The 17,901-nt window shown below is 61.2% G+C and carries 15 protein-coding genes and 1 riboswitch; of the genes, 5 read left to right on the top strand and 10 right to left on the bottom strand.

All coding sequences use genetic code 11. The features are described from left to right. Positions 1–145: 145 nt before the first annotated feature. Both B9Z51_RS00965 and B9Z51_RS00960 read left to right on the top strand, forming a co-directional pair. Positions 146–1,435, top strand: a complete 1,290-nt coding sequence (locus B9Z51_RS00965) for a helix-turn-helix domain-containing protein (RefSeq protein ID WP_233254777.1) — start codon at positions 146–148, stop codon at positions 1,433–1,435. A gap of 141 nt (positions 1,436–1,576) precedes the next feature. Beyond that, on the top strand, positions 1,577–2,014 hold the full coding sequence (locus B9Z51_RS00960; protein ID WP_108371044.1) for a thioesterase family protein: 438 nt from the start codon (positions 1,577–1,579) through the stop codon (positions 2,012–2,014). Positions 2,015–2,216: 202 nt separating this feature from the next. On the opposite strand, the gene B9Z51_RS00955 is transcribed toward B9Z51_RS00960, so the two are convergent. The 6 genes from B9Z51_RS00955 to B9Z51_RS00930 all read right to left on the bottom strand — a co-directional run bounded on the left by B9Z51_RS00955 (position 2,217) and on the right by B9Z51_RS00930 (position 8,000). Next, positions 2,217–3,752, bottom strand: coding sequence for a class I adenylate-forming enzyme family protein (locus B9Z51_RS00955; RefSeq protein ID WP_108372588.1), 1,536 nt, complete (start codon positions 3,750–3,752; stop codon positions 2,217–2,219). 333 nt (positions 3,753–4,085) lie between these two features. Next, the gene (gene ribD, locus B9Z51_RS00950; protein WP_108371042.1) at positions 4,086–5,189 is read right to left on the bottom strand and encodes a bifunctional diaminohydroxyphosphoribosylaminopyrimidine deaminase/5-amino-6-(5-phosphoribosylamino)uracil reductase RibD; all 1,104 of its coding nucleotides are present in this window, start codon (positions 5,187–5,189) and stop codon (positions 4,086–4,088) included. 85 nt (positions 5,190–5,274) lie between these two features. Then, the gene (locus B9Z51_RS00945) at positions 5,275–5,700 is read right to left on the bottom strand and encodes a prepilin-type N-terminal cleavage/methylation domain-containing protein (RefSeq protein WP_108371040.1); all 426 of its coding nucleotides are present in this window, start codon (positions 5,698–5,700) and stop codon (positions 5,275–5,277) included. Continuing rightward, complete coding sequence (locus B9Z51_RS00940; RefSeq protein WP_108371039.1) at positions 5,697–6,914, bottom strand: hypothetical protein; 1,218 nt, start codon at positions 6,912–6,914, stop codon at positions 5,697–5,699. The genes B9Z51_RS00945 and B9Z51_RS00940 overlap by 4 nt, the downstream gene beginning before the upstream one ends. Then, positions 6,911–7,534 carry a type II secretion system protein J gene (locus tag B9Z51_RS00935; protein WP_108371037.1) on the bottom strand — a complete coding sequence of 208 codons (624 nt, stop codon included), beginning with the start codon at positions 7,532–7,534 and terminating at the stop codon, positions 6,911–6,913. The genes B9Z51_RS00940 and B9Z51_RS00935 overlap by 4 nt, the downstream gene beginning before the upstream one ends. Before the next feature lie 4 nt (positions 7,535–7,538). Further along, complete coding sequence (locus tag B9Z51_RS00930) at positions 7,539–8,000, bottom strand: type IV pilin protein (protein WP_108371035.1); 462 nt, start codon at positions 7,998–8,000, stop codon at positions 7,539–7,541. Between the two features lie 110 nt (positions 8,001–8,110). On the opposite strand from B9Z51_RS00930, the gene B9Z51_RS00925 reads away from it, so the two are divergent. Next, positions 8,111–8,686: a GspH/FimT family pseudopilin gene (locus B9Z51_RS00925; RefSeq protein ID WP_233254776.1), complete on the top strand. Its 576-nt coding sequence runs from the start codon at positions 8,111–8,113 to the stop codon at positions 8,684–8,686. 3 nt (positions 8,687–8,689) lie between these two features. Here the strand turns inward: B9Z51_RS00925 and nrdR are convergent, their stop codons facing one another. The 3 genes from nrdR to B9Z51_RS00910 all read right to left on the bottom strand — a co-directional run bounded on the left by nrdR (position 8,690) and on the right by B9Z51_RS00910 (position 11,439). Next, positions 8,690–9,136 carry a transcriptional regulator NrdR gene (nrdR, locus tag B9Z51_RS00920; protein WP_108371033.1) on the bottom strand — a complete coding sequence of 149 codons (447 nt, stop codon included), beginning with the start codon at positions 9,134–9,136 and terminating at the stop codon, positions 8,690–8,692. Positions 9,137–9,146: 10 nt separating this feature from the next. Continuing rightward, the gene (gene glyA / locus B9Z51_RS00915; RefSeq protein WP_108371032.1) at positions 9,147–10,406 is read right to left on the bottom strand and encodes a serine hydroxymethyltransferase; all 1,260 of its coding nucleotides are present in this window, start codon (positions 10,404–10,406) and stop codon (positions 9,147–9,149) included. A gap of 52 nt (positions 10,407–10,458) precedes the next feature. Then, positions 10,459–10,640: riboswitch (ZMP/ZTP riboswitch) on the bottom strand. Positions 10,641–10,671: 31 nt separating this feature from the next. Beyond that, a complete protein-coding gene (locus B9Z51_RS00910; RefSeq protein ID WP_158272796.1) occupies positions 10,672–11,439 on the bottom strand; it encodes a lytic transglycosylase domain-containing protein in 768 nt (255 codons plus the stop codon). A gap of 393 nt (positions 11,440–11,832) precedes the next feature. On the opposite strand from B9Z51_RS00910, the gene B9Z51_RS00905 reads away from it, so the two are divergent. Further along, complete coding sequence (locus tag B9Z51_RS00905) at positions 11,833–14,577, top strand: DUF349 domain-containing protein (protein ID WP_233254775.1); 2,745 nt, start codon at positions 11,833–11,835, stop codon at positions 14,575–14,577. A 384-nt stretch (positions 14,578–14,961) separates the two neighbouring features. Here the strand turns inward: B9Z51_RS00905 and ftsH are convergent, their stop codons facing one another. Continuing rightward, complete coding sequence (gene ftsH / locus B9Z51_RS00900) at positions 14,962–16,821, bottom strand: ATP-dependent zinc metalloprotease FtsH (RefSeq protein WP_108371028.1); 1,860 nt, start codon at positions 16,819–16,821, stop codon at positions 14,962–14,964. Between the two features lie 265 nt (positions 16,822–17,086). Between ftsH and B9Z51_RS00895 the strand changes: the two genes are divergently transcribed. Further along, on the top strand, positions 17,087–17,839 hold the full coding sequence (locus B9Z51_RS00895; RefSeq protein ID WP_108371026.1) for an SDR family NAD(P)-dependent oxidoreductase: 753 nt from the start codon (positions 17,087–17,089) through the stop codon (positions 17,837–17,839). Positions 17,840–17,901: the final 62 nt, after the last annotated feature.

Raw genomic sequence — 17,901 nt, 5'->3', positions numbered from 1 at the left:
CCTAGTCAAAAATTGTTCTGTTCTGGAACAGTTGCACCCCGCGAATGTCAGTTGTCTGCCGGTCTTGGTAGTTTCCCGCTGGTTGGACGCAGCGCGGCCATGCACACTTTGACGCTCCAAGTGTTCGGTCTGGAGACAAGCTCACATGTTCATGCGCACGCAGGGTTTTACGGCCTCACACAACGGCAGCGGCTACAACCCCTTGTTTTCCAGCACGCGCGAGCAGCGCATTGCACAGGCAAGGCAGCAATTTTTTGAAGAAGGCGTGCGGCCCAGCGGGCTGGTGAGTGAGGCGGTGATCCAATCCTGGATGCGCTGCACATCTGATCGCCATTCTGTGACGGAGGCCTTGCAGTTCAACCATGTGTCGATCAGTCGCATGCACGCCACTTTGGCGAGAAATCAGGAATTGCTGGCGGCGGCGCACCAGGAATTGGTGACCATGGAGGCGTCTTTGGCGGGCATTGAGTGCCGTGTTTTGCTGACGGACGCCCAAGGCGTGATCGTTCATGGCACGCACAACCCGTTGGCGGCACATGAGCCTTTGCTGAGCAAGGCGACTCGGGTTGGTGTCAATCTGGCCGAGTCGCGCATGGGGACGACAGCGCCCGGCATCACCAAGCACTCCAGCCAAGCCTGTACCGTCACGGGGGCAGAACACTATTTCAATTGCCTTCACGCGCTGGAATGTGTCGCCGCGCCCATCCATGATGTACAAGGCCAAGTGGCAGCGGTGCTGGATATCACGGTGGAAGGGCGCAGTTTCAACTTTGATGCCGCTTCGGTCGTGGGCATGTACGCGACATCGATTGAAAATCGCCTGCTGATGTCCCAGTCGCATGAACATGTGGTGCTGCGGTTTCAGGCCAGCCCGGCGCTGCTGGCCACACCCATGGAAGCCCTTGCGGGCATCACAGCGGATGGTCAAGTTAACTGGCTCAATGGCGTCGCTTCACGCTTGTTGGGGGTGCCTGCTTTTGCGGCTGGACGTGATGTGATGGCGCTGTTCGGGCTGGAGCTTGAAGCGGTACTGGCCATGACGCGTCGCGCGGACTTGCAGGCGATTCGCTTGCCCAATGGCCTGGGTGTCTGGACGCAGGCGAACTTGCTGGCCCGTGATGGCATCGATTTGAGACATGCTCTGACGTTTGCTTCACACCGCTTGTCGCAGCCCTGCGAGACGTTGATGGAGCCGGACAAGGAAAACGTATCGCACGGTACGGCATCTGCAGAGCCCGACGGCACTGATGCAGAGGATGCCACGCAAGCGCGTTTGAGTGACCACCATCATCAGTTGATTGACAGCACCTTGGCCGCTTGTGGTGGCAACATATCCCGAGCTGCCCGTACGCTGGGGGTTTCGCGTGGCTTGCTCTACAGACACTTGCGCAACCAGCCTGCAGTTCAGAATAAGTTGGTCCCAGCACCAGACTGAGCGAAGCCGCGTGAACGCCCTTGGCAGGGCGCGCGCGCTTGGATCTTGAAAATGGGCGATGGACTCTGAGCAAGCGATTGAGACAGGCCTGTGGTCACACCGGTGAAAATACGGTTTTGATTCCGATTTCACTTTGTTCCTATGCCCCGCATTCAGTTTTCCTTACCTGACGGTTTCATTTTCGCCACCGACATTCAGATCTACATCAGCCACGTCAACCAAGGTGGGCATTTGGACAACGCACAGTTGCTGACCCTGGTGTCCGAAGCGCGGGTGCGTTTCTTCAAATCACTGGGTTACACCGAAGGCAATGTGGCGGGCTTCCCCATCGTCGTCGGCGACATGGTGGCCCAATACAAGTCAGAGGGCTTTCACGGCGAAACCATGCGCGTGAGCATGATCCCGCAGGACTACAACAAATACGGCTTTGACCTCGTTTACCGCATGGAGTGCCTGGACACGGCCCGTGAAGTGGCGCGTGGCAAGATCGGCATCGTGTTCATTGAGCAAGACAGCCGCAAGGTGGCGGCAGTGCCCAGTGAATTTGTGGCACGGGTGTCCGCATTGCCTGTCTGCTGACCCATGCTGCTCATACGCTGCGAGCGCCGACCTGCGAGGACGCGGCGACTGGGTCGACCTGCGAGCAAGCACTGATTTGTAGGTCGGCGGTCGAAGACCCCGACAGATGCTTGCACAGCGACAACGCTGGTGGTGGCTGTCGCTGTGCATCGAAGATGTCGGACTCGGCGATTGCCGACCTATGGGGGGCGTTTGATCGGCTTCAGCTCAGCCGCTGACGCAACTCGGTTTTGAGCACCTTGCCGTAATTGTTTTTGGGCAGGCTGCTCAATACTTCGTAGCGCTTGGGCCGCTTGAAGCGGGCGATTTCTTGCAGGCACAGCGCATCGAGTGCGGCGGTGTCGAGCGTGTGGCCTGCGTGTGGCACCACAAAGGCCACCACCACTTCGCCCCATTCGGCATCGGGCGCGCCCACCACGGCCACTTCGGCCACGCCCGGCGCGTGCAACAGCACTTCTTCGATTTCGCGGGGGTAGATGTTGGAGCCGCCGCTGATGATCAGGTCTTTGCTGCGGTCTTTCAAGGTCAAAAAGCCGTCGGCGCCCAGGCACCCCATGTCGCCGGTGAACAGCCAGCCGTTTTGAATCGCGCTGGCCGTGGCTTCAGGGTTGCGCCAATAACCGGCCATGACGCTGTCGCCCAGGATCAGCACTTCACCTACTTCCCCAAGGGGCAGGTCTTTGCCTTGTGCATCGGTCACGCGGATGCACACCGGCGTTTGTGCCACGCCCACCGAGGCCAGGCGTTCCAGATGGCGCGGGTGGGCCGTGTCCTGCAAATGCTGGCGTGACAGGGCGGTGCCCACCATGGGGCTTTCGCCCTGGCCGTAAATCTGCACAAAACGCGGCCCCATGACGCGCAGCGCCCGCTGGATGTCGGCCGCGTACATGGGCGCGCCGCCATAGACCACGGTTTTGAAAGACTGCCCGCACGCTTGCGCCGACAAGCTTGCCGCCTCGGCATGGTCTACCAATCGCTTGACGATGGTGGGCGCAGCAAACATCGACAGCGGCCCGAGCTGCTGGCCCAGGGCAAACAGCTCGGCTGGGTCGAATCCGCCCGAAGGTGGCACCATGTGCCGGGCGCCCGCCATCAGGTGGGGAATGGCGTAAATGCCCGCACCGTGCGACATGGGCGCGGCGTAGGCGATGCAGTCTTGCGGCGTCACCGCATCGACATCGGTGAAATACGCCAGCCCCATGGTCATGAGGTTGCGGTGGGTGATCATCACGCCCTTGGGCCTGCCCGTGGTGCCGCTGGTGTAGAACAGCCAGGCCAGGTCGTCGGCGCGGCGTTCGGTGATGGGCGTATCCAGCGGGGATGCTGGCAACTGCCACAGCGCATTGGCTTCGGCGCTGTCCACATCGATCACACGTTCGAGCCCGGTCAGGTTTTCGCCGGTGTCGCTCGTGATGTCGGCGGTCACAAAGGCCCAGCGCGCCTGGGCGTTGTCGATGATCCATTGGGCTTCGCGCACATGCAGTTTGGCGTTGATGGGCACCACCGCCAGCCCGGCCCACCAGGCAGCAAACAGCACTTCCAAGTAACGCACATGGTTGCGCATGAACAGCGCGACCCGGTCGCCCGGCTGCAAACCTGCGGCTTGAAACTGCGCCGCCAAGTGCTGACAGCGCTGCGCCCACTGTGCATGTGTGGCCACGCATTCGGAGCCGCTGAAAATGGCGGGGTGCAAGGGGTTCATGCGCGCTTGGCGTTGCAGCAAATGGGCGAGGTTCAATTCAAAGTCTCCAGCAAAAGTGTCGCTATTTTGACCCTGACAGTCGCGTGCAGTTTGTCGCTTGGACGTCTGTGTGGGCAGCTTCAGCCCCGACATGGGTCTGCGCCAAAGCCAGCAACGTCGGTGCTGAAGCTACCGACCGACGGGAGAGTGGACTTTGTAGGTCGGCGGCTTTAGCCCCGACATGGGCCTGCAACGAAGCGAACAATGTCGGAGCTGAAGCTACCGACCTACGGGAGAGTGGTCTTTGTAGGTCGGCGGCTTCAGCCCCGACATGGGGTCGGTGCCGAAGAGGTCAATTTCAAAGCTTAAGGCGTCTGTAGAGCTCAGTGGTCAGGCGCGGCGCAGCAGCAAACGCAAATCCGGACCGATGCGGTCCACAGCATGGAAGGCAAGCTTGACCGAATCGCTGAGCGCCGTCAGCACAGGCAAATTCGCCAAGCCCTGGCCAGGGCCCAGCAGTTGCGGGGCCAGGTACACCAGAAATTCGTCGACCAGCCCTTCGCGGATGAACGAGCCGTTGAGCTTGTGCCCGGCCTCCACATGCAGTTCGTTGATTTCACGCCGGGCCAGGTCGCGCAGCATGGCCCCCAGATCGACCTTGCCGCTGGGGCCGGGGCAGTCGATCACGGTCACGCCGCGCGCCGTCAGCGCTGCACGTTTGTCCAGGTGTTCGGTTGTGGCTGTGTAAATCCAGATCTGTCGGGCCTGGTCGCCCGTGCCTTGCGTGTCCAGCAGTTGGGCGTTCAGGGGCATGTCGAGGCGGCTGTCTACCACCACCAGGTGCGGCTGGCGCGGGGCGTCCACACCGCGCACATTGAGCAGGGGGTCGTCTTCGAGCACGGTGCCGATTCCCGTCAGGATGGCGCAGGCTCTGGCGCGCCAGGCGTGGCCGTCGGTGCGGGCGGGGGCGCTGGTGATCCATTGGCTTTGGCCGTTTTGCAAGGCGGTTTGCCCGTCCAGCGAGGCGGCCATCTTCATGCGCACCCAGGGCAGGCCGCGTTCCATGCGGCTGAAAAAGCCGATGTTCAGTTCACGGGCTTGCATGGCTTCATCTGAGGTGGGGGCCAGCGTTTCGGTGTGCACGCCCGCAGCCCCCAAACGCGCCATGCCCTGGCCCGCCACTTTGGGGTTGGGGTCGGTCATGGCCGAAACCACGCGACCCAAGCCTGCTGCGGCCAGGGCGTCGCAGCACGGCCCGGTGCGGCCTTGGTGGGCGCAGGGCTCCAGGGTGACCCAGGCAGTGGCGCCTTGCACGCTGTGCCCGCGTGCGGCGGCATCGCGCAGCGCCATGATCTCGGCGTGCGGGCCGCCTGCACGCTGGGTGCGGCCTTCGCCGAGCACGGTGCCGTCGGCTGCGGTGATCACGCAGCCCACGCGGGGATTGGGTGAGGTCAGCCACAGGGCCTGGTGGGCCAAATCAAGGGCGCGTTGCATGGGGGCGGGGTGAGCGTTGGAAGAAGGCACGGCGGACAGCAGATGGGGCGTTTCAGGGAGGGGCGTGCGACTGAACGCACGAAGATTAAGGCGAGGATACGCCAAGCCAGGCGGGCACAGCCGAGGCGCTGCTGTGCCATTCGATGCGCTGGCTGGCCGGGGAACTGCTGGCTGTGCCGGAGGCCGTCCCGCTGGGGGACCATTCCACGCTGACTTGCAGGTCATTGAGCAGGCCATTGCTGCGGGATGTGCTGCGCGCTTGCCGGGTGTAGCTGACGCCATTGAGCTGGATTTTTTCTTGAGCTGGACACCGTGCCGCGTTGGCACGCAGGCAGTCCATGGCCTCCTGCGCCAGGTGTTGGGCCACGGTGTGTTGGCGGCTTTCGCTGGCGCTGGCCAGGGTTTTGAGCGTCAATTGCGAGGCACCCACCAGTCCGATGCCCAGGATCGCCGATGCGACCAGGGCTTCGATCAAGGCCATGCCGTCTTGGCCAGTGGGGCGTGGCGTCATGGGGCGCCCTCGCTCCAGCTGCCGTTGACGCGCTGGACCTGGCGAGCATCGATGCTTTCGGGCCAGTTCAGGATGTAGGCGTTGCGTGCCTCGGGGCGTGCCAGCACCGTGCCTGTGCGCCATTCGGGCAGGCCTGATTCGACGACCAGTTGGCCTTCGATGGTCCCGGCCTGCCAGCCGCGCATTTTTTCGTCGTTGCAGCCTGAGTCGAGCAAGACGCTGCCGACGATGCGCACGCCCGAGGCGATGCGGGGGCAGTGCTGTGCGCAGGCCTGCGCCGAAAACACCAGCAGCACCGGGCTGCTGGCTGTGCCCACGCTTTGCAGCCAGTCTGCAGGGCTGTCGATCCAGTAAATCGAGCGGGAGGGGGTGCTTTGTGCATGCAGACCGTTGCGCGCTTGCGCGGTGGACCACGCTTGCAATTGTTCGTCAGTGATGTCGCCCAGCACACTGTGCCAGGCGGCACGGCTGCAGGGGCTGCGTGCAACGGCCGCATTGGGCCCGGTTTTGCTGCCACCGCCGGGCAAGCTGGTGCTGCTCAGGGCAAGACAGGCGGTTTTTTCGGCGCTGGTGATGATGCCGTTGCGGTTGGTGTCCACCACAAAATGCGTCAGCACGGCCGGGCCTTTGGCGGTGCCGCTGCAAGCATCGCCTTTGCTGGTGAGGGGGCACACGCGCAAGCTGGCCCCGGTGGCCTCGCTGACGCAGCCATTGAGCACCACTGCGGCTTGTGCCTCCAGAACGGGGGCGGGGGCCAGCGTGGGGGTGAACAGGCTCTCGCGCACCTGAGCCTGGCTGTTTTGGCTGGAGAGGCTGGCGCTGGCATGCACCGTCAGCACATGTGGCGACTGAACCAGGTCGCGCACGGCCGTGGCGCTCAGTTGGACCTGGGGCATGGCCGGGTGGGACGCGGGGTTGAGACGGGCGCATTGCCACTGCGGACCGGTCACACCTGCAGGGCAGGCTGCCAAGGTGTTGAACAGGGCATTGACCTCGGGGCCTGTGCTGGGCAGCGTGGCCTGCGCACTGGCCAGGGCCGCATCTGCGGCCAGTCTGGCCTGGCTGGCGCGGGCGTGGTTGTGGCTGGCCAGCTGGTCCATGAGCACGCTGCGTGCGCTGTAAAAGCTGGTCAGGCTGGCCAATATCACCAAGCCGATGGCCACCAGCAAGGTGATGGCGCCGTTTTGCTGTGCCAAGTGAGGTCGGGGCGTCATGGGCAATACAGCGCTTGCATGCGCGCAGGCAGATCGTTGCGCAAATGCACGGTTTGCGACAGGCTGAGTTGGCGAGAGGCATCCCCCGGCCATTGCGCCGTCATGGCCAACTTAACGGAGCGGTGCAGCCAGCCCTGGTGCAGCTCACAGTGCAATTGCCAGCTCAGTGCGGTGATCTCCAGACTGGCGCGGTCGGTGATCACCAGCCAGTCTCCGCTGGCGCTGCATGAGCGTTTGGCACTCAATTCGGTGCCTGACAAGCGAAAACCCATGCATTCGTCATTGTCTTGCTCGCCGTTGTGGTTGCGGTCGTAGCTGAAGTCGATCCAGTCGTCTTCGATGCTGAAGTCCTCAAAACCGTCGCAAAACGTGTCCGCGCACTCCGTGGGTGAACGCGTTTCCCAGGCCTTGGCCGAGTATTGGGCTTTGCGCAGTTCGCGCGCCATCCAGTCCATTGTCGAGCGCAAATCGTGGTGCAAGTGGCTGTCTTGCAATGCCATGCGGTGACCGCGCAGGTGGTGGGCCAGCAAGGCGCTGCCAGCGGTCAGCACCACGAAGCCCACCGACAAACCCACGAGCAGGCCCATCAAGGTTTCACCACGTTCTGAGCGGGGTGCCATGGGGTCAACGTCGCCAGCAGCGTGCCGGGTCACTGTCCAGGTGTTCACTGGCGCTGAACACGGCGGTGGCCGCGCCTTGCCAGCGCAGGCGCAAGGGATTGCAGTCGCGGTCTGCCGCCTGGCCGCTCAGGGCCGAGGCCTCTAGGGTGTAGCCGTCGGGCGTGGCTTCGGTGATGCTGATTTGGTAATGCCCCTGGGGCGAATGGTCGCTGGCCCAGCCCAGGGCGCTGAGCGCGTCGGCATGGCTGTCGTGCGTGCTGCGCCAGCGTGCCTGGTCCATTTGCAGTTGGATCAAGGCCGCTTGCCCATCGCTGCGCCGGGTTTGGCGTTGCTGCTGCTGGTAAGTGGGCAGGGCCAGCGCTGCAAGCACGCTCATCAAGGCCAGGCTGATGAGCAGTTCGGTGAGTGTCCATCCTCTATAGGATTGGCCTTGGCGGTCCTTTGAGGCGCTGCGGGGTGTGTGCATGCTGTGTCTCCCTGATTTTTATGTGGCCTTTTGTATCTTTTTATTCAAAAATTGGCAAGCGCCGCATCGTGCATGAGGCTGTGGTGCACCAGATGTCAGGGAGGTCCAAGATGCGTCATGCCACTTTTTCAACACTCAGCCGGGCTCATTCGGGCCGGGCCCAGGGCTTCACTTTGCTGGAGGCTTTGGTGGTTCTGGGGCTGCTGGGCATTTTGGTGGCCCTGGCCGCACCCACTTTGTCGGGTGTGCGTGAGCGGCATCAGTTGCAAGCGCAGGCTGAAGGCTTCTTGGACAGTCTGGTTTTGGCCCGCTCAGAAGCCTTACGCCGTCAGCAGCGCGTGACCTTGTGTGCGAAAGCCAGCGACAGCGCATGCGATGCCCAAGGCCCATGGCAGCAAGGCTGGCTGGTGTTTGCCGATGCCAACGACAACGCGCTGCTTGATCCGGGCGAAGTGTTGATCGAGGTGCATGCGCCTGTGCCGACCGCCATGCGCCTGACAGTGAGCAACACGGTCCGGGCTTATTTTTCTTACGGTGCAGAGGGACGCAGCGCAACGCTTAATGGCGCCTTCATGGCGGGCACCTGGAGCTTTTGCAGGCCGGGTTCAGACGCCGGCTGGCAGGTGGTGAGCAACGCTTTGGGCAAGCCGCGTTTGCAAAAGTACAGCCCGCAGGACTGCCCGTAATACTCAGCGGACTTCGTCGACCAGGGTCTTGAAGTCGTCGATGTCTTCGAAGCTGCGGTACACGCTGGCAAAGCGCACATAGGCCACTTTGTCGAGCTTTTTGAGTTCGCGCATGACCAACTCGCCAATGCGGTGCGAGGCGACTTCGCGGCTGGGCATGGCCAGGAGTTTTTCTTCGATGCGCTCGATCGCTCCGTCGACCTGCTCGGTGCTCACGGGGCGCTTGCGCAGTGCCAGGTTCAGGCTGGCGCGCAGTTTGTCGCGCTGGTATTCGATGCGGCGACCGTCTTTTTTGACGATGGCCGGAAAGTTCACTTCGGGCTTTTCGTAGGTGGTGAAGCGTTTTTCACAGGCGCCGCACTGGCGGCGACGCCGGATGAAGCCCCCGTCTTCGGCCAGCCGAGTCTCCACCACTTGGGTTTCGAGGTGACCGCAGAAGGGGCATTTCATGGCTCAGGCCTTATTTGTAGACCGGGAAACGTGCGGTCAGGGCGTTGACCTTGGCGCGCACGGCAGCGATGTTGGCTTCGTCTTTCGGGTTGTCCAGCACGTCAGCGATCAGGTGGGCCGTGATGCGGGCTTCCTCGTCCTTGAAACCACGGGTGGTCATGGCCGGGGTGCCGATGCGCACGCCGCTGGTCACGAACGGCTTTTCAGGGTCGTTCGGGATCGCGTTCTTGTTGATCGTCATGTGGGCTGCACCCAAAGCGGCTTCGGCTTCTTTGCCGGTGATGCCATGTTTCCAAGTCGAACTCTCGCGCAGATCCACCAGCATGACGTGGCTCTGGGTGCCGCCGCTCACGATGCGCAGGCCGCGCTGGGTCAGGGTCTCGGCCACGATCTGGGCGTTTTTGATGACCTGAGCCTGGTAAGCCTTGAATTCAGGCTGCAGCGCCTCCTTGAAGGCCACAGCCTTGGCCGCGATGACGTGCATCAGCGGGCCGCCTTGCAGGCCGGGGAAGATGGCGCTGTTGATGGCTTTTTCGTGCTCAGCCTTCATCAAGATGATGCCGCCGCGTGGGCCGCGCAGACTCTTGTGCGTGGTCGAGGTCACCACATCGGCGTGGGGCACGGGGTTGGGGTAGACGCCAGCAGCGATCAAACCTGCGTAGTGCGCCATGTCGACCATGAAGATCGCGCCCACTTCTTTGGCCACTTTGGCAAAGCGGGCCCAGTCAATGTGCAACGAATAGGCCGAAGCGCCCGCGACGATCAGCTTGGGCTTGTGCTCGCGGGCTTTGGCTTCCATCGCGTCGTAGTCGATGGCTTCGTTCTTGTCGAGGCCGTAGCTCACGACGTTGAACCACTTGCCCGACATGTTCAGCGGCATGCCGTGGGTGAGGTGACCGCCTTCGGCCAGGCTCATGCCCATGATGGTGTCGCCGGGCTTGAGGAAGGCCAAGAAAACGGCTTCGTTGGCCGATGCGCCGCAGTGAGGTTGCACGTTGGCGCAGTCGGCACCAAAGATCTGCTTGATGCGGTCAATCGCCAGCTGCTCGGCAATGTCCACGAATTCGCAGCCACCGTAGTAGCGCTTGCCGGGGTAGCCTTCGGCGTATTTGTTGGTCAGCTGCGAACCTTGCGCGGCCATGACGGCGGGCGAAGCGTAGTTTTCGCTGGCGATCAGCTCGATGTGGTGTTCCTGACGCGCGTTTTCGGCCTGGATGGCGGCAAAAATTTCAGGGTCGGCTTGTTCAATCAGAATGTTGCGGTCGTACATGGCAGTCCTTCAAAAGAGATGGAACCTTGGCTCAAACAGGGGTGTTGTTGACAAGGGCTGCCCAGGCGAACGGCTGAAAACCCTGGTTGGGGCCTTTTCGGCCGGTTCCGGGTTGCGCGCTTCCCAGTGGTTTGGGGTGGTTCCTTGTTGGAGGGGCACCGCGGTCCACGTCAGAGTTTGCTGTCCGTTTTGAGGGTCTGGACAGCGCTCCTATCGCCAGTTGCGCACCCCTTAAGTGTAGCCGAGCCCGTTTTGTGCTGGCTGGTCAAAGTTGTGCTGGCCCTGATCGGGTGGAGATGGCCGCGGTGGGCTGGCCTTTTGTCAGACGGTCGAGCTGCTTTTGCTCGGTCAAGACCCGGTCGATGTATTGGTTGTCATCCGATTGACCAGAGGCCAGTGCATAGCCTTGCAGAGCCGATTCGATGGAGTCGGATTTTTGCAGCAATTCTTGCAGCAGGCGTGCACCCACGCGCAAATTGGTCAGCGGATCAAAGGCTGCCAAGCGTCCACCAAAGGGTTTGAGTGTCTCAGTGTGCGCCTGAGGTTCGATCTGCATTAAGCCCATCCCACCTTGAGTGCCTGAAGCAAAAGGGTTGAATTTCGACTCAATCGCCATCACGGCCAGGATCAGTGTGGGCGCAATCTGGCTGCGTTCACCGACTGTCCAGGCTTCTGACACCAGTGCGCCCATCGGTTCGGGCGAGACGCGGTATTTGCGGCTGAGCCAATAGGTTACGGCCAATTGGTCTTTGGGCAGGTTTTTGACGGCCGTGGCGGTGGAGCGGCTGGCCGCGTTGCGCACTTCCGGAATGTCCAGGCTGTCGGCCTGGCGCAATTCCAGCCAGCTCATCAGAACTTCGCTGGCTGATGACTGCAAGTCGGGCCGGGTGGCGAATGTCAGGGTGACGGCCACCACCACCAAACCCAGCAGCGCCAGGCCATGGCGGGTAATTTCAACAAAGCCTTCTCGGACATCGCCTGCGCAGGTGGTCAGGCTCAGCCAAAGGCGAGATAAATTTGAACTCGCTGTCATAGCACGTCCTCTCATGCCAAGCCATGCGACGCTGTCACATGGCTTGTAGGTTGGGGGGCAGGGGCCTGCAAAAAGAACAAAATACTTTCGCAGGCTGAACCGGGCGGGTGGTTTAGGGTTATCCCTAATTGGGGTGAGCTGTGCGAATTCTAGAAACATTTCATATCTCGTCAAGAATATCAATGAAGAATTTTGATGTGTTCTGGATATAAGGAAGCCCGCAGGGGCTGAAAACAGCCAGAGATTGCCTCGTATTCGGGCCAACTGTTCTCTCATGTCCAAATACCGGTGAAAATACCGGTTTTGGCTCGTTGTACAAGTTGTGGCTTGTACGTCCGGGTCCGTCGCCTGATGCCGTGTTCGGCATGGATTGTGTTTTAAAGCGTTTTGACCGTGACTTCATCTTATAAGCCTCTTGACCTTGCCGCCCTGGACCAATTGACCGGGGGGGCCTTTTCGGCAGCCACTTCAGGCGAGCGCAGCGCACGCGTACGCGACTGGCTTCAGACTGAGCCCTCGGCTGAGCTGATGAACGAGGTGTACCGGGAGCTGTCTACCCGTGACAAAGGCGTGGCCAAAATCCTTAAAGAAAAACTGGATGAGATCAAGCGTGCACAAGGTCAGGACGCGCTGGCCAGCGATTGGGCACAAAAGGCCGAGCACATGTTGCAAGCGCCTCGTCTGAACATCGCCGACGCTTTGGCCTGGCAGCGCGATGCCGCCAAGGCGGGAGCCCCCTTGTCTCGCGAGCCTTTGGCCAGTCTCAAGATCCGCCTGGCCGAAGTCGTCAAAGGCGTGGAAGATTTGCAGCACCAGGTGATGGTGCAGCGCGAAGCGGCCGTTTTGCTGGCTCAGCGCATTGAAGTGCTGTCTACCAAACCCATTGCCGAAGCGCATGCGGGCCAAACCGGTTTGCAAGCCGATGTCGCTCAATGGCAAGCGCAGGCGCAACAGCTGACCACCCACGCAGTTTGGCCCAGTGTGGACATGAAGTTTCCGCCACAGCTCGATGCGGCGCGCAATCAGTTGCAGGCGGTTTGGGAGGGGTTCTCTGCGGCGCTGGTTTTGGCTTTGCAAGCGCAGTCGGATGCTTCTGCTGCGTTGCCTTCGGTGCCGGTTTGGGCCGACGAGGTTCGCCGTGCACGCGGAGAGCATTCAGCAGAGGCGCCCACGGGTGAGCAGCCCGCCAAGCCTGCCAAACCCAAGCTGGACCCTGCGCAGCGTCAGGCTTTGCGTGATGCCGCCAACCTGGCAGTGACCGACGTGCTCGATGCTGTTGAAAAAGAAGTGGCTGAAGGCCACGGCAAAGCGTCAGCGGGTGCAGCGGCAGCTTTGCGTGCCGTGCTCAAGACCCATGGCAAGCACCTGGACACTGCCTTGGATGAACGTGTGCACACCGCTTTGACGGCTGCCGGTGAACTCGAAGGCTGGCAGCGCTGGCGTGCTGACCAGCTCCGCCAAGAGCTGGTGACCAAGGCCGAAGCCTTGCTGGGCGCCGACAAAACACCGGCAATGGGTGGCCGGAAAATGCAGGAAAACCTGCGTCAACTGCGCGAAAGCTGGAAGCAAACTGACCAAGGCGGCTTGCCCAACCATGCCCTGTGGAAGCGTTTTGACGCGGCTTGCAACGAAGCCTACAAAACCGTGCAGACCTGGCTCGATCAGATCAAACAAGAATCCGCAGCCCACCGCGCCCAGCGTGTGGCTTTGATGGAGGAAGTTAAAGCATGGACGGTCGAACATGCGCAAAGCGATGACTGGCGCAGCCATTTGCGCGCTTTGCACCAATTTGCTGATCGCTGGCGCAATGCCGGTCACTTGAGCGAAAAAGCATTTGGTGAGATGCAGTCGCAGTGGAAGGCCATCATCAAAGCCGCAGCGGCCCGTTTGGAAGCTGCACAAAAAGCCAGCATCGAGCGTCGCCAGGCCCTGATCACTGAGGCGCGTGAATTGGGCGCTGCTGCATTGCGTGTGGATGCCATCAAAGCCTTGCAGTTGCGCTGGCAATCCGAAGCCCAAGCGGTGCCGCTGGACCGCAAGACCGAGCAAAAATTGTGGGAAGTCTTCCGTGCGCCCTTGGACGAGGCCTTCCAGCGCAAAGGCGCCGAGCGACAGCAGGCTGTGACCCAACTGAGCGCCCGTGATCGCGCTGTGATCGACGCGTCCAAGGCCTTGGATACCGCCAACGCCAGTGGCGATGCCGCCCAAATTCGCGCCGCCATGGTCGCGTTGGACGCGGCATTGCGCGGACAGGCAGAAGCCGCCGAAGCGCAAGCCAAAGCGGCGCCGATGCCTACCGAGGCCATTGCCGCAGAACCCGCAGTGACCGAAGCTGCTGCGACTGAAACGACCAGTGCAACTGCGCCGGAAGGTGATGTGGTCGCCGAAGTGGATGCCGCAGCACCAGAAGAAGCGCCTGAGCCCGCACCAGTCGTCACGCCGCCCAAGCCTGTCAAACCGGTGGTGGCCGTGCGTGGTGATGACCGCCCTGGCCAAAAGAAAGCCGAAGCACCTGCTGGGGCTTTTGGTGGCCGTGATGGACGCCGCGATGGCCGTCCGGGTGACCGCAATGCGCGTCCTGGCGACCGCCCAGGTCGCACCGCTGACCGAGGCCCTCGCACTGGGGATCGCGGTGACCGTTTCTCTCGTGATGATTTTCAGGACCGTGGCGATCGCGCACCGCGTCTGGGCGATGCGGCTTTCCGTGCGCAACGCGACGCCATGGAACGTGCCGAAATGTCCTTGCGCAAATTGGCCGCGCAGGCCCATGGCGAAACGCTGACCCGCATGATGAGCGCTTGGCAAGATCGTCAAGCCGATGCGCTGCCGACCGCTCAGGAACTGGGCAAAGCAGTCAACGCCACAACCCGTCAGGCATGGACCCAAGCTGTGAGTTCCAGCGCCAAAGCGCCTGCTGCCACGGCCTTGTTACGTCTGGAAATGGCCGCCGAAGTGCCCACGCCCGCAGAGCATTTGTCTGAACGCCGTGCTTTGCAGTTGCAACTCTTGACCCAACGCAATCAGCCCGGTCCAGCAGAAACCTGGGGCCAGGACGTGGCCCAAGTGCTGTCCGGTCCTCATGAAGCTGCTACGGCACGCCGATTGCAAAACGTCCTGAAGAACTTGCTGCGTCGCTGAAGGGCACATGTCGGACTCTGCGAGTACCGAACTGCGCGGGCATTGGTCTTTTGTAGGTCGGCGGTCGAAGACCCCGACATGCGACATGTGATCAGCCAATGAACCATCCACCTGCGTGTTGCGTCAGATGATGTCGGACTTTGCGAGTGCCGACCTACGTGGACATGGCACTTGAGTAGCGCGGCGGTCGAAGACCCCGACATGGGGCGCATGGGAGCGCGAAAGTATAGGGCGTGTTCAGCTAAAAATCAGGGCCAGCATCGCGACATCGTCGATGAGGTTGAGCGTGGCGTAGCCTGCAAGGCGATAGGCCAGCGCAGTGAAATGTTCCATCCAGTTGTCCGCATCCATGCGGGGTATTGTCTCAAACCCAGGGTGTGACAATTATTCACTGGCGGGTTCTTTTTTGAGATCTGCAGTGAGTACTTTCAAGGCCTCTGCATCAAGCGTTTCTTGTTGGAGCAATTCTTGTGAGCAGCGTGCCAGCAGGTCACGGTTTCGGCTCAAAATGTCCTCTGCACGCTGCAAACCGCTTGTCATGAGGCGGTCAATGGCGGCATCCATGCGTTGCAGCGTGGCTTCGGATACGGGTGTTGGCGGATTGCCAAAAACTTCGGGCATTCCGGGCGAAATGGCTCGGTTGCTGTCATGGCTCACACAGCCCAGATCGTCATCCATGCCAAAGCGTGTGACCATTTCACGGGCAATTTGGGTGGCTTTGGCCAGATCATCGGCTGCGCCTGTCGAGAGGTGGCCGAGCATCAATTTTTCTGCGGCACGCCCACCCAGCAAGACACAAATCTTGCGCTCCAGCTCCTCCCGGGTCATGAGGTAGCGGTCTTCGGTGGGGCGCTGGATGGTGTAGCCCAACGAGCCGATGCCCCGCGCAATGATGGACACCTTGTGCACGGTGTCGCTGTCTGGCAGGGCCAGTGCGACCAGCACATGCCCCATTTCGTGGTGTGCGACAGTGAGCCTTTCATGGGGGTTCAGCACGCGGTTGCGTTTTTCCAGACCGGCCACGATGCGTTCCACCGCTGCCGTAAAGTCGGCCAGGGTCACGCTGTTCGCTTTGCGGCGGGTGGCCACAATGGCCGCTTCGTTGACCAAATTGGCCAGGTCTGCGCCGCTGAAGCCCGGTGTGATGGCGGCCACGGCTTCAAGCGACAACTGTGCATCGAGTGAGATTTTTTGGGCATGCACTTTCAGGATGTCCAGCCGCCCCTTTTTGTCGGGTTTGTCCACCAGCACCTGTCGGTCAAATCGGCCCGCCCGCAGCAAGGCCGGGTCCAGAATCTCCGGTCGGTTGGTGGCTGCCAGAATGATCACCCCCGATGAGGTGTCAAAACCATCCATTTCGGCCAGCAATTGGTTAAGGGTTTGCTCTTTTTCGTCGTGCCCGCCCAGGCCGGGGAAGGCGCCCCGAGCGCGGCCCAGCGCATCCAGCTCGTCAATGAAAATGATGGCGGGCGCTTTGAGGCGTGCTTGCTCAAACAGGTCGCGCACACGCGCAGCGCCCACACCCACAAACATTTCCACAAACTCGCTGCCCGACATCGAAAAGAAGGGCACGCCCGCCTCACCGGCCACGGCTTTGGCGAGCAGTGTTTTGCCGGTGCCTGGCGGCCCCACAAGCAAGACGCCTTTGGGAATGTGCGCGCCCAGGCGGCCATAGTCTTGTGGATGCTTTAAAAAATCGACCACCTCCATCAGTTCTTGCTTGGCCTCATCGACCCCGGCGACATCGGCAAAGCTCACGCCCGTGACTTGCATCACATAGACCTTGGCCTTGCTTTTGCCAATGTTCAGGAAACTGCCTGCGCCTTGCTGCCCGACCAGGCGACGGATCAGGAAAAACCAGAGTCCAAAAAAGACCAGTGAGGGCAAAATCAGATTCAACACATCGCGCAGCCAAGTGGTTTCAATGACTCGTGAATAGGGCACTTTGAAACGGTCCAGGCGGGTGGCCAGGTCGGGTTCGATGCGGATGGTGACCCAGCGAGTTTTCCCGTTGATGGCTTCTTTCAGTTGGCCGGTCAGGGTTTTGTCTGACACGGTGACTTCCTGGATGCGCCCCTCGCTCAGCGCTTGTTCAAATTGGCTGTAAGGCACCATGTCGATGGTGGCCGAGCCCTGAAACAGGCCTTGTAACCAGATCAGTGTCAGCGTGGCCATGACCACGTAGACCACGGTCCAAATTTTCCGGTTTTGCGCAGAAGGGGGGACAGAGGGCGGTCGGCTCATGCGGATGGATTCGGTGAAGATCGGTTGGGAGCACTCCCGGATCGCTGTGGCCATGAGGCTCGTGTTCATGCTTGTCCGAGGTGACAAAACCTGCATGCTGAACACAGCGGGGTCTCTGTTCCTTGCGTTAGCGCAATGAAATGAGGAGATGACAACGGGCTTACCTTGTTTCAAGTAATGCCTTGGTCACGACCCTGCGTTGCAATGCAAGGGGACTTTTCACACGGTTGGTGCCAGATTGCGCCAGCGCTTTCAGGAGATTCATATGCGACTTGCCCATCAAACCATCCTCATCACCGGCGCGGCCAGTGGCATTGGGTTGGCCACGGCAGACCGATGCTTGCAAGAAGGTGCCCGGGTGGCGCTGGCCGATTTGCCCACCTCGCCAGGGCAGGAGCGGGTGGTGGATTTGAGCCTGATGTACCCCGGGTGCTGCATCTTTGTGCCCGTGGACGTGACCTCGACAGATCAGGTGGACAAGATGGTGAACCTCACGGTCGAGGCGTTTGGCAGTCTGGATGGTGTCTTCAACAATGCAGGCGTGGGTGGCTTGAGCCCGGCCGAGCAATACACCGACGAGGACTTTGGCCGCGTGCTTGACATTGATCTGGTGGGGGTGTTTCGGGTGGCGCGGGCATCGTTGCGCCACATGTACCAGCAGGGGCATGGCAGCATCGTCAACTGTTCATCCATTTTGGGCTTGCTTGGGCAGAGCCACACAGCCGCTTACAGCGCAGCCAAAGGAGGCGTGGTCAATCTGACCCACACGCTTGCATTGGAGGCAGCCAGCCATGGGGTGCGCGTGAACACGATTTGCCCAGGCTACATTGATACGCCCTTGCTTTCTGGCATTGATGTGGCAAAGCGCCAATTTTTGACCAGCCTTCACCCCCTGGGCCGACTCGGTCAGCCCAAAGAGGTGGCCAATGCGGTTGTCTTCCTGCTCAGCGATGAGGCCAGTTTTGTCACCGGTGCGCAGTTGTTGGTCGACGGTGGCTTCAGTGCCGGCAAGTCCTGACGCCGCTGTGGCGACCGACCATCGAGAGTATTTGTAGGTCGGCGGCTTCAGCCCCGACAAGG

It is taken from the genome of Limnohabitans sp. T6-5, assembly GCF_003063315.1.
Taxonomy (GTDB): domain Bacteria; phylum Pseudomonadota; class Gammaproteobacteria; order Burkholderiales; family Burkholderiaceae_C; genus Limnohabitans_A.
Note: the sequence above shows the minus strand (reverse complement) of the source record. Positions and strands in the feature narration are given on the sequence as shown.

Excerpts from the sequence above, each read along its gene's own strand:
- B9Z51_RS00940 (WP_108371039.1), bottom strand. The coding sequence starts at position 6,914 with ATGACGCCCCGACCTCACTTGGCACAGCAAAACGGCGCCATCACCTTG.
- nrdR (WP_108371033.1), bottom strand. The coding sequence starts at position 9,136 with ATGAAATGCCCCTTCTGCGGTCACCTCGAAACCCAAGTGGTGGAGACT.
- B9Z51_RS00895 (WP_108371026.1), top strand. The coding sequence starts at position 17,087 with ATGCGACTTGCCCATCAAACCATCCTCATCACCGGCGCGGCCAGTGGC.
- B9Z51_RS00965 (WP_233254777.1), top strand. The coding sequence starts at position 146 with ATGTTCATGCGCACGCAGGGTTTTACGGCCTCACACAACGGCAGCGGC.
- B9Z51_RS00945 (WP_108371040.1), bottom strand. The coding sequence starts at position 5,700 with ATGACGCCACGCCCCACTGGCCAAGACGGCATGGCCTTGATCGAAGCC.
- B9Z51_RS00925 (WP_233254776.1), top strand. The coding sequence starts at position 8,111 with ATGCGTCATGCCACTTTTTCAACACTCAGCCGGGCTCATTCGGGCCGG.
- glyA (WP_108371032.1), bottom strand. The coding sequence starts at position 10,406 with ATGTACGACCGCAACATTCTGATTGAACAAGCCGACCCTGAAATTTTT.
- ribD (WP_108371042.1), bottom strand. The coding sequence starts at position 5,189 with ATGCAACGCGCCCTTGATTTGGCCCACCAGGCCCTGTGGCTGACCTCA.
- ftsH (WP_108371028.1), bottom strand. The coding sequence starts at position 16,821 with ATGAGCCGACCGCCCTCTGTCCCCCCTTCTGCGCAAAACCGGAAAATT.
- B9Z51_RS00935 (WP_108371037.1), bottom strand. The coding sequence starts at position 7,534 with ATGGCACCCCGCTCAGAACGTGGTGAAACCTTGATGGGCCTGCTCGTG.
- B9Z51_RS00910 (WP_158272796.1), bottom strand. The coding sequence starts at position 11,439 with ATGACAGCGAGTTCAAATTTATCTCGCCTTTGGCTGAGCCTGACCACC.
- B9Z51_RS00960 (WP_108371044.1), top strand. The coding sequence starts at position 1,577 with ATGCCCCGCATTCAGTTTTCCTTACCTGACGGTTTCATTTTCGCCACC.
- B9Z51_RS00930 (WP_108371035.1), bottom strand. The coding sequence starts at position 8,000 with ATGCACACACCCCGCAGCGCCTCAAAGGACCGCCAAGGCCAATCCTAT.